Here is an 11843-nt window from a genome sequence, read left to right on the forward strand (position 1 = left end):
CGGCCGTTGGTCAGCGACAACACCTTGGGCAGGTAGCCGGCCCGCGAAAGTGCGAACGTCTGCCGCGAGTAGGCATAGGTGATGGTGAAGAAGCTCGACACCAGACCCACCAGACCGATGACGTTGACGAACTGGCTCAGCCAGGTACTGCCGCCGTTCGCGGTTTCCATAGCGTCGATCAATGGATTGTCGGAGTCCTGCAGATTCGACGCTCCCGAACCGCCGGGGCCGAGGGTCAGCAACAGTGCGGCAAGGGTGAGCAGCACCAGCACACCACCGATCAGTCCTTTGGGGACGTCGCGCACCGGGTTGCGGGCCTCCTCGGACGCGAGGGGCACACCTTCGACTGCGAGGAAGAACCACATCGCGTAGGGCAATGCAGCCCAGACCCCGACGATGCCGAACGGGAGGAAGCTGCTGGCGCCCACAGCGTCGGTCGGGGCGATATCGACGAGGTTGCTGACATCGAAGTGCGGGATCATTCCTATCGAGAAGGCCAGCAACCCGATCACTGCGACGATGGCGATACCGAACATCAGCTTGAGCACTTGTGAGACGCCGTACAGGTGCAAACCTATGAATGCGATGTAGAACACCGCGTACACCAGCGGACCGCTGATCCCGAAGAGAGTGTCCATGTACGCGCCGATGAAAGTGACCACTGCGGCCGGGGCAAGCACGAATTCGAGGAGCACCGCGGTACCGGTCAGGAAGCCGCCCCAGGGCCCCATCGCGCGACGGGCGAAGCCGTAACCGCCGCCAGCGGTGGGGATGATCGAAGCCATCTCTGCCAGTGCCAGACACATCGCGGTGTACATCAAGCCCATGAGCCCAACCGCGATGAGCATGCCACCCCAGCCGGCGTAGCCGATTCCGAAGTTCCAACCGGCGTAGTCACCCGCGACGACGTAGCCCACGCCGAGTCCGATCAGCAGGACGGGCCCGGCGGTGCCGCGACGGAGTTGGCGGCGGAGCATGTAATCGTCGGCGACGTTGTCGTAGTCGACTCCACCTGCGGCGTGGGCACCGGTCGTGCCCGACTGCGCGGGATGACCGGAGGCAGCGTGCGGATGTGTGCTCACGCGTGGTCCTCGCATCCGCAATGCGCGCCCTCGGTCTTCTGCGCGGGACGAGGCAGGTTCAGGGTGGGGTTCTGATCGAAGAATCCGTGGGGTTGGAGGATGAACCCGACGTGCTGTCGCGGCATGACCGGCCAGTCTTCGAGGCGCACCACGTGATGCATGCCGAAGGTGTACCAGACCACGATGTCTTCGTCGACGATACTTCGGTTGCCCGCGATATATGCGGGTAGGCCGTCGCCGCCGCGGGACTGGTTCGGGTATTCCCCCGCCGGAAAGCGTTCGTCCTCTTCGTATGCGGTGACCCAGAAGTTGTTGGTGGCGAACCCTGCTCGCTTGGCCACCCAAGAGTCCGGAGTGGCGGACAACGTAATTGCGTCGGTGGGCTGGAGTCGGTACGCAACCGGTTCGTCGACGATGTTGCGTTGTTCATGGTTGACGATCTTCCAGAATCGGTGCTTGTCGGCGTCGGCGCGTCGTACTGCGTCGTGTTCTCGTTCGAGAAGGCGGTCAACGGTGTAGAAGATGTTCTGGGTGTCGTTGACTTCGGGTACGACTGTATCGACCTCGTACACAGCGTTCTTGGTGCCGTCGAGTTCGAAGTCCATCCGCACGTTGAAGATGTGCTGGTGGATGGGGGCGTAGAGGCCGTCGTTGTTGAGGGTCTGCCCGTACAGCGATTTGGTGCCCGGTTGCTGGCCTGCAGTGGAGAGGATCCCGGTGGCCTTGACGAGGAACTCGATGGTGCCGTCTAGGTAGAGGTGCCAGTAGAAGCCGTACTCGTAATTGGCGACGGTGGCTATGAAGGAAATGATCAGCTTTCGTGAACGCCGGACTTCGGCGGTGTCCTGTCGGTAGTCGTAGTGCTTCCACATGATCGAGTCGTCTTCTTCGTGCATGCAGATCGCGTTCTCGATCGTCAACGGGTTTCCGTGGCTGTCAGTGACGATGCCGTCGAAATACTGGATCTCACCGAGACAGTCGCAACCGAGCGCAAGGGAATTGGCCAGAGCGCCGATGTTGTACTCGCCGGCGTCGAAGGCGTTCTTCTTGTGCTGAACTGGAGACGGGTCCCCATAGGGCACAACCATTTCCACCAGCGAGGCACGGTTGATGACCGATCGATCCGCGCCACCGTCCCGGAACTTCAGTTGGTGCAGTACCAAGCCCTCGCGAGGCGTGAAGCCGACACGAAAACTCCAGGCACCCCAGGTCACGTGCTGGCCCTCGACCTGGAACGAGCGGCCGTGGGGGGAGGTGATCTCGAGGGGCTTGATGTCGGTACGTGCTGGTCCGACATGCTGGGGCAGATAGTTGCCGGTCTGTCTGGGGACCGGGATCAGGCCGTTGTCCTCTACTTCCACAACCTCACCGCTATTGAGGTCATAGATGATGATCAATCCTTCGGCCGGGTGCGCGTACGGGCTGTCATCGGCGTCCAGGCGGGTGAAGACGAGGGCGCGCATCAGGCGGCGACCCTGGTCGTCCTTGCCGAAATAGCCTGCCGACCACGGCTCTATGCAGACCAGATCCAGGTCGGTCAGCCCGCGCGCGGCCAGAGCTTCGACGACGCGGGGGTCCCGTTTGCAATTGACCTCGCATTCCTCGAACTCGTCGAGCATGATCGGCGGTTGAACGCCTTTCGGCAGTTCCACCCACCGCTCGACGCTTTCGTTTTCGAGGTCGATGGTCGCTTCGTAACCGCATCCCGTAGACCGGTCGATCAGTACTGCGCTTGCCTCGCGGCGGATCTGCGACAAGTCGCCACGCAGTGCCCTTTTCGTGGGTTCTTTCAACTCCACCTGCACGAACCTGAAGCTGTCGGACTGGGCCTGTGTGCTTTTCAGCACTGACACCGCCGCACGGACTTCATTCCGGCTGAGAGGATCGAGCGGATGGGTTCTCGCTGTCGCGGCTGTGCGATCGATTTCCTGAATAGACATGCGTGCCTCGCTCCTTGGGGATAGATCGTCCACGCGTCGACATCACGACGAAGGCCTCGATGGTGGCGGGCTTTTGCGGTCGGCACGGCCGCCGGCCCATCATGAAGCGATCAGTGGGGGATCTGCGTAATCACGGTTTCGATACGTGGTGAAGTCATCGGCTGTCCGATGCCTTCGAGGTATTGCTCGAAGGCAGTGGCTGTGACCAACCGCTCACCACCAAGACCGTAACCCTGCACTGTGACGGCAGGCACTCGTCGGTGAGAACCAGGGTGAGAACTTCGACGCGGAAAATTCTCGATCTGGTTAACATGAATGAAACATTTGTGTCATCCAAGAGCAATGTTCGAGTTCGACCCTGGCACTACATCGATCACATCCAGAGCCGATCGCAGCTGCTGATCAGGCAATCCCGCTGCTTTTGCAGAGACGAGCAATCGGAACATGACAACTTCGCCGCACAAGCGGGCGCTGGTCGCCAAGCACTCACCCGTACAGGGATTGCCGCGCCGCCAATTGCCATTCATACCGGTGTTCGCGCAGTCCGTCGCAGCGGTTGCACCCTCAGGTGCTGCGGCGGTGATCCCTGTACTAGTGATCAGTTCCGCAGGCGGTGGCGGTGCGCTCGTGGCTTTCGCTTGCGCGGCTGCGATCATCCTGCTCGTCTCGGCGTGCCTGCGGCCAATGGCCCAGAGAATGGCATCGGTTGGCGGAATCTACAGCTACACCGCCCGCGGGCTCGGTCCGGCTGTCGCTGTGCCAACCGGATGGTCCGCGATTGTCGGATATGCGACGGTAGGCATGGCCGGCTTGATCGCCGTCGGTACTTACCTTTCGCATATCGTCGTAGCTACCGGCTTGGTTCGAGCCATTCCCGTGGGCGTGATCATTGCGGTGATGGTGGTGGCGGCAGCGGGTGCCACCCTGGTCATGATTCGCGGAATTCAAGTCTCGGCTCGAATTACCCTGCTGGTCGAATGCGTTTCCATTGGGCTCGTCGGTGCCCTGCTAATTCTGCTTGTGGTCACCACGACTCGCGCCGGCGCCCCTCCCTCTGCTGCCATGAATTGGGAGGGCAACGCGCAAAGTACCGCGTTGTCGATCATCGTCGCAGTCAGCGCCTTTGTCGGCTTCGAAAGCTCGACGACGCTGAGCGGTGAGGCTCGCCAACCATTTCTGTCAGTGCCGCGAGTGATCAGGTGGACCCCCGTCGCTGCCGCGGCGCTATATTTGATCGCCTTGCCGGTGCAGGCGATCGCTCTCGCCTACGCCCCCGATTCGGTGCGCGAGAGCGCCACGCCCATGGTGGCTCTGCTGACTTTTCAGGGCTCGACCGGTCTCGCAGCCGTCCTCGACCTGGGAATCGCGGCCTCGTTTTTTGCATGCACCCTCGCGTCGATCAACGCGCTCGTTCGAGTGCTGTTCTGCATGGGCCGCGAGGGTGTTGCTCCTTCATCTCTCGGTCGCACGCACCCACGTTTTCAAACGCCTGCCTCCGCCATCGGCGCTTCGATGATCGTGGTGACAGCTGTCCCGGTCTCGGTATTGCTTGCCGGTGTTTCCCCTGACCAGGGTTTGCGAATTTTCCTGACATTGAGCGCATGCGGATATATCGGTAGCTACCTCGCCGGGTGCTTGTCAGCACCAATACTGTTGCGGCGTATAGGAGAGTCGACCCCCTATGTCTGGGTGCTCGGTGTCGCAACCACCACCATCCTGTTGGTTCTGGTCGTCAACGCCGTAGTCTTTGCTATCCAAGACGGGATTGTGCTCATCGCGGCGTACGCCTTGATCATGGCCGTGGCAGTGCTCTACACCGTTGCGCTTCGTCGACTGGCTCCACATCGACTCGAGTCGGTCGGCATTTACGACGAGACCCAGCTCAGCGACCTATTGCCCGCAGCAACGTTCCGATGAGTCCACGCACCGACCCGTCCCGGCGCCACTCGAGTACCGTCTCGAACTCTTTCGACATCCTCGAGGTGGTCGCAGCACTCGGCCTGGGGGTCACCGCCAAGGAAATAGCCGCCGCCCTGCACCTTCCTCAGGCCACTGCTTACCGGCTCATCAACTCACTGGTCGCCGAGGAGTACTTGGTGCGGACCTCCGACCTGCGAGGCTTCGGGCTCGGCGCACGCCTGGACAAGCTCGTCACCGCCGCATCGGCGCCCACCATTCCCACCGCAGCGCGTCGGCAACTCGACGACCTCCGATACAGCATCAGGTTCGCCGTCCACGTCATGGCATTCCACAACACGCCGCTGCGGGTCCTCGACTCCGACCCCGACCACCCCGTGCGCTCTGAACGGGAATTGGTGCGCTATCTGCACGCGTCGGCCGCGGGTAAACTCCTTCTCTCGGACCGCACCATCTGGCAGGAGGCGTTACCCTCGACTCAGTTGCGGCAGCTCACTTCTGCAACTGTCATCGATCTCGCTGCTTTGAACACCGAGATGCGCACGATCCGTGATCGGCAGTTCTCTGTCCAGGTAGGTCAGCTCGAACAGGATCTCGCCTGCCTGGCGGTACCGCTGCGCGACCCGAACGGAGACACCGCTGGCGCCCTCTGCCTCGCCGGCCCGTCCGCCCGCATCGACGCTCTCATCGGGCGCGCTTCCTCGCTGCAGCAGAGCGCGAGTGTCCTTGCGCCCCTGCTTTTCTGAGCATCTCGTATTGTCCGAGGGGGCCTAGCGGCGCACACAGTTGCATGAACTCCGGTCTGCGCTCGCACGTTCGGTCCGACACTCGGTACGGTGGATACATGGACGTTTCGAAATAGGTGACGGTGTCACGACGGTGAGCGGGCCCATGAGTGGTGTCTACGGAACCGTGGTCTGGTTGAACGCCGCCTGCTCGCCTTCCCCCGGAATAATTGAATCTTCATTGATGCTTATGAAGTCGTCCATCCCGAATCGAGAGGTCCTACCATGCATCTGGGCGTAGACAGTTTCGTCTCTTCCGTGACCGATCCGACCGACGGTCGGGTGATTGCTCCGGCAGAGCGGATGGGTCATCTGTTGGAGGAGATCGCCCTCGCTGACCAGGTCGGGCTCTACTCGTTCGGCATCGGTGAGCATCATCGCAGCGAGTACTACGACTCGGCCCCATCGATCATTCTGGCTGCCGCGGCCGCGCGAACGGAGAACATCCGGCTCGGTAGTGCCGTCAAGGTGCTCAGTGCAGACGATCCAGTGCGAGTCTTTCAGGAGTTCGCCACCCTCGATCTGATCTCGAAGGGCCGGATCGACCTGGTGGTGGGCCGCGGCTCCTTCACCGAGGCGTTCCCACTGTTCGGCCTGGACTTGGCGGACTACGACTCACTCTTCGCCGAGAAGTTGGACCTTCTGCTGCAAATCCGCGACAACGTCGAGGTCACCTGGTCCGGCCGGCACCGCCCGGCGCTGAACCGTCAGGGCATCTATCCGCGGCCGCTGCAGGATCAGTTGCCGATCTGGGTCGGCGTCGGTGGAACTCCCGAGTCATTCGCCCGTGCAGGGCTTTTGGGGCTCCCGTTGATGATCGCCATCATTGGTGGGGAACCACGTCAATTCGCCCCGCTTGTCGATCTGTACCGGCGCGCGGGAGCGCAAGCTGGCCATCCACCGGAGCAGCTGAAGGTGGGGCTGCACGTCTTCGGCTTCGTCGCCGAGACCACCCAGGCCGCAGCAGACACCATCTACCCCGGCTGGAACGAGATGTTCACCAAGATCTCTCGGGAGCGCGGGTTCGCCCGGCCCAGCCGGCATCAGTTCGACGCCACCTCCGGTCCCGACGGCGCATTCTTCATGGGGGATCCGCAGACGGTGGCCGAGAAGATCGTGCGAGTCAGCGAGCAGCTGGGCGGTGTGGACCGACTGTCGTTGCAGATGACGAATCCTCGATTGGCTCACGGTGATCTGCTTCGCGGCATCGAACTGCTGGGCACCGAGGTCGCGCCGATCGTGGCTCAGGTCTAGTTCTCGGGGCGTCAGACACTGTTGTTTCCACCAACTTCGATACCGGTGGCGACACCTCACCCGTGAGTCGATCAGGAGACCTGCAGCACCGGCTTGATGACAGATTCGTGCATGCCGGCGACCGCATCGTTGATCTTCTCGAAGGGGTAGACGGTGATGATCTTCTCTACCGGAAACTTGCCGTCGGCGTGCCACCGAAGCAGCTGTGGGATCAACTCAGCTGGGTTGGCATCGCCTTCGATGCACCCACGGATGGTTTTTCCGCTGCCGATCAAGTCCATCATGTTGATGGTGACCTTCGGACTTCCGACCCCCACGGCAACGAGGGTGCCTAGCGCTGTGAGAGAGGTCAGAGCGTTTCCGATGACGGCGGGAACTGCTGTGGTATCGAGCGCATGGGTTGCGCCGCCACCCGTGATCTTGCGGATCCGATCGACGAGATCTTTTGCAGCGCCGTCGATTACATGGGTTGCGCCGACATTCGAGGCCACCTCGCGTCGATGTGCCGACAGGTCCACTGCGATGACGGTGGGCACACCCAAAGCCTTCGCCGCCATCACTGCCGCCATCCCGACTCCGCCCGCACCGAAAACGACCACGCTCGAGGTGTCGGTGGGACGCAGAAGATTGATCACTGCACCGGCGCCGGTCTGGAATCCGCACCCCATCGGTGCGGCGGCGAGCAGGTCTACATCGTCGCCGACGACGACAACGTTCTCCGACGAGGCGATCGCGTGACGGGCGAAACTGGATTGTCCGAAAAACGACGACCACACGGGCGTTCCGTCGAGTGTCACCGTCGAGCTACCGTCTAGGCGCGATCCGGCGGCGTTGAGGTGGTTGAACTTCTCGCAGTAGGACCGGTGGCCGCTGGTGCAGCGAGTGCAGTGTCCGCAGCTGCTGTAGCTGATCAAGACTTTGTTTCCTACGGCGACTCCGTCCACGGCGGGCCCTACCGCTTCGACTGTTCCTGCACCTTCGTGCCCGTAGAGCGCGGGTGCCCCGTCGGCCGAGTACGCCTTGGTGGTGAGGTCGGTGTGGCAGACTCCCACGGCCTCGATGCGTACGAGGATTTCGCTGTCGTGCAGGTCCGACAGTTCGACGTCGGTCAGGGTGAACACGCTGGACGGGCCAGTGGACAGGGCGGCTGATGTGTGCACTTGCGGTTCCTCTTCGGTCGTGTGGTCGTGTGACGGCGTCAGGGCCGCACGGTGGCCGTGTCGCTGGAGTATAGATTCCCCTAACCGACCGCTGCGCAACAGGATCGGTCCAGGAACGCCGGCCAGGAATGCCGTGACTCGTCGCAGCGTCTGCTGGTCGGGCATTCGATCGTGTTGTCTGCGTTCGAAGTCCGGCGACAGTATTCGTCGTGCTGTCATAGGTGTGCGTTCGTGGGTCAAAGTCGTTGTCTATGCGGAAAGTTGGTCGATCCTCTGCGCGCTGTCGTGCTCGGCGGTTGGTGACGGACGGCGCGATAGGCGACTCTGATCGCACGAACATGATGTGCTCCTCGCTGCGCGCGAGGGGCGGGTGTCCCCGAACCTGGAGTTCGAAACCTCCTAGCGAAGCAAGGAATGCGATGTTCAAGCGGATTGCAGTAGTCAACAGGGGTGAGGCGGCTGTTCGCCTGATCAGGGCTGTGAAGGAACTCAACGCCGAGTACGACTACGGCATTCGGACGGTGGCGTTGCATACCGAGGCCGAGCGGCGGGCGATGTTCGTGCGTCAGGCCGATGAGGCTGTGACGCTGGCCAAGCCCGAGTCCGGGTCGGCGTATCTCGATTACGGGGTTCTCGAGGCGGCGTTGGTGGCGTCGGGTGCTGATGCGGTGTGGGTGGGGTGGGGTTTCGTGGCGGAGGACCCGACGTTCGCGGACATCGTTGCTCGGTTGGATATCACGTTCATCGGTCCTTCTGCTGCGGCGATGCGTTTGTTGGGGGACAAGGTCGAAGCGAAATTGCTGGCGGAGAAGGTCGGTGTTCCGGTTGCGCCGTGGTCGGGGGGTCCGGTGCAGACCCGCGCGGATGCGCGTCGTCACGCTGCGGCGATCGGGTATCCGTTGATCATCAAGGCCCGTTCCGGTGGTGGTGGCCGCGGTATCCGCAAGGTCTATGCCGAGGACGAGTTGGAATTGGCGTTGGAGCGGACTCAGGGTGAAGCGGAACGCTCGTTCGGTGATCCGGTGGTGTTCATCGAACGTCTGGTCACCGACGCCCGCCACGTGGAAGTGCAGGTCATCGCCGACAATCACGGCAATGTGTGGGCGCCGGGTGTGCGGGACTGCTCGATTCAGCGCCGCAATCAGAAGGTCATCGAAGAATCATCGTCCCCGTTGTTGAGTCAGGAGCAGGCCGATCACCTGCGGGCGGTGTCCGCGGAGTTGGTTCGTGCTGCGGGGTATGCCGGTGCGGGGACGGTGGAGTACCTGTATCAGCCTGAGCAGAAGATTTTCACCTTCCTCGAGGTCAACACCCGTCTGCAGGTCGAGCATCCGATTACCGAGTTCACCACCGGTATCGATTTGGTGAAGTTGCAGATCCTCGTCGCCGACGGTGGGGCTCTCGAGGGTGAGTGCCCGGGGGAGTTCGGTCATGCTGTGGAAGCCCGGCTCAATGCCGAGGACGCCGACAATGGTTTCGCGCCGGCACCGGGCAGTGTGGAATTGCTCAAGTTCCCGCTCGGTTCCGGTATCCGTGTCGACACCGGTATCGCTCAGGGCGATGTCATTCCCCCGGACTACGATTCGATGGTCGCGAAGGTCATCGCGTGGGGCCGGGACCGTAACGAGGCGTTCGCGCGGCTGCGCAACGCGCTGCGCGAGACCACGGTCGTCATCGACGGCGGCACGACGACGAAGTCGTTTCTGCTGGGTTTGCTCGACAAAGAAGAGGTCATCTCTGCGTCCGCGGATACCGGGTGGCTCGATCGCACCGATGCGGGGACCCCGGTCGGTCCGACGGTGCTAGCCGATGTCGCGATCATCGCTGCTGCGATCGATGCCTACGATGCCGGCGAGGCCCGCGAGCGGGCTGCGTTCCTCTCCTCCGCTCGCGGTGGTCGTCCGCGGGCCAGTCACACCATCGGGCGGACGGTGGAGCTCAGTTATCAGGGTCAGGCCTACAAGCTCGGTGTCGGTCAGATCGGACCGCACCGCTACCAGGTCGACGGGGACAGTGGTGATCTGCAGGTCGAGGTCGAACGCCTCGGACACTACGAGAGCCGTGTGACTCTGGGGGATCGGCGGTTCTCCGTGGTCACGGTTGCTGGTGCCGCGCATTTCCTGGTCGAGGTCGATGGGATTTCGCATCAGATCAGTCAGGACGAAGCGGGGTTGGTGCGTGCGCCTGCTCCGGCGGTGGTGGTTGCTGTCCCTGTCGCGGTCGGTGATGAGGTCGAGGCCGGTCAGACGTTGGTGGTGCTCGAGTCGATGAAGATGGAGACCGCGGTCCGTTCCCCGTATGCGGGGACGGTGCGGGAGGTGTTGGCGTCGGTGAACGGGCAGGTCGATTCCGGGGCTGCGTTGTTGCGGGTCGATCAGGCCGGGGAGCAGAAGGCGTCTTCGCAGACCGCGCGGGTTCAGTTTCGGACTGTTCCCAGCGTCGAGGGTGAGAGCGCGAGTTGCCGGGCGTTGGCGCGGCTGAACGAGTTGTCGGCGTTGATCACCGGTTTCGATGTCGGTGCACCGCGGGCTCGTGTCCTGCTCGCCGACTACGAACGACTACGCAGTGCGGTGCCGCGGGAGGACACTGCGGTGCTGGAAGCGGAGTTGGCGTTGCTGAACACTTTCGCCGACATTTGCGAGCTTTCGCGTAATCGTCCGACGATGGATGAGGAGAACACCGACGAACGTGTTCATTCTCCGCGTGAGCATTTTCATTCGTTTCTGCATTCGCTGGATTCCGATATTCAGGGTTTGCCGGAGGCGTTCCGCAGCAAGCTTTCTCGGGTGTTGCATCATTACGATGCCGATGATCTCGAGCGCAGTCCCGAGCTCGAAGAAGCGGTCTACCGGGTGTTTCTGGCGTTGCAGCGGATCGAGAATCAAGTCCCGGTCATCGCAGCGTTGCTCGATCACTGGCTCACCGACACCGCAGCGCAACCGACGTCAGGGATCGGGGACGTCCTCGAACGGTTGATCGTGGCCACCCAAGCCCGCTACCCCGTCATCGGTGACGTCGCACGCAATCTCCGATTCCGCCTCTTCGACGCCCCACAGATCCGTCGGGCACGCGATCAGGTCTACGACGGAGTCCGCGGCAGCCTGCAATACCTCGCCGAAAACCCCGACGCACCCGACTACGCCGCCCGCATGCAGGAAGTCGTCGACGTCGAAGAACCGCTGATCGACCTCCTCGGTGACGATATAGATCCACATGCGTTGCTGGAGGCGATGACCAGGCAGTACTACGGAATTCACCAGTTCGAGGACGTTCACGCCTTCGACCGTGACGACTGCCGATTCGTCACTGGGGCATTCTCGCTCAGTGGTGTCGATCAGCATGTCATCGCTACGCGCACCGATCGATCCGGGCTTCATTCGGCGCTGTCGGCGATCGCCGGCCTTGCCGAGTCCACCCCCGGTACTCGGGTCGTCGACGTCTATGTGTCCTGGCCTGATGCTCCGGTGAGCGACGACGAGCTGAGCGCGGAGCTACGTGAGATCGTTGCCGGGCAGACGCATTCGGGAGTCTGGCGTCGAATCACGTTGACTGTGTACGGGTCTGGAACTGCGCGTCAGTTGACTCTGAGGCCATCCAGCGAGGGTTCCGAGCCGTTGGTCGAGGATGTCGTCATCCGGGACATGCATCCGTTGACGGGGCAGCGTCTGGACCTGTGGCGGCTGAAGAACTTCGACGGCACACGTC

7 protein-coding genes are annotated in these 11843 nt (G+C 62.3%); 4 read left to right on the forward strand and 3 right to left on the reverse strand.

The genetic code is table 11. The features are described from left to right. A partial coding sequence (gene eat, locus A2J03_RS18085; protein WP_068376538.1) for an ethanolamine permease occupies nt 1–1082 on the reverse strand: 1082 nt, incomplete at its 3' end. Continuing rightward, nucleotides 1079–3022, reverse strand: a complete 1944-nt coding sequence (locus A2J03_RS18090; protein ID WP_068376541.1) for a primary-amine oxidase — start codon at nt 3020–3022, stop codon at nt 1079–1081. The genes eat and A2J03_RS18090, both read right to left, overlap by 4 nt. A gap of 444 nt (nt 3023–3466) precedes the next feature. Between A2J03_RS18090 and A2J03_RS18095 the strand changes: the two genes are divergently transcribed. From A2J03_RS18095 to A2J03_RS18105, 3 genes are all read left to right on the forward strand, one after another. After that, a complete protein-coding gene (locus A2J03_RS18095) occupies nt 3467–4939 on the forward strand; it encodes an APC family permease (protein ID WP_068376544.1) in 1473 nt (490 codons plus the stop codon). Next, on the forward strand, nt 4936–5685 hold the full coding sequence (locus tag A2J03_RS18100) for an IclR family transcriptional regulator (RefSeq protein WP_068376546.1): 750 nt from the start codon (nt 4936–4938) through the stop codon (nt 5683–5685). The genes A2J03_RS18095 and A2J03_RS18100 overlap by 4 nt, the downstream gene beginning before the upstream one ends. 264 nt (nt 5686–5949) lie before the next feature. Beyond that, complete coding sequence (locus A2J03_RS18105; RefSeq protein WP_068376549.1) at nt 5950–6978, forward strand: LLM class flavin-dependent oxidoreductase; 1029 nt, start codon at nt 5950–5952, stop codon at nt 6976–6978. Nucleotides 6979–7049: 71 nt separating this feature from the next. Here the strand turns inward: A2J03_RS18105 and A2J03_RS18110 are convergent, their stop codons facing one another. After that, entirely contained in the window at nt 7050–8138 is a 1089-nt protein-coding gene (locus A2J03_RS18110) for an NAD(P)-dependent alcohol dehydrogenase (RefSeq protein ID WP_068376552.1), read from the reverse strand. 419 nt (nt 8139–8557) lie between these two features. Here A2J03_RS18110 and A2J03_RS18115 point away from each other — a divergent pair. Continuing rightward, nucleotides 8558–11843: ATP-binding protein (locus A2J03_RS18115; RefSeq protein WP_156520446.1), on the forward strand; the 3286-nt coding region annotated here is incomplete at its 3' end.

It is taken from the genome of Rhodococcus sp. EPR-157, from assembly GCF_001647195.1.
Classification (GTDB): Bacteria; Actinomycetota; Actinomycetes; order Mycobacteriales; family Mycobacteriaceae; genus Rhodococcoides.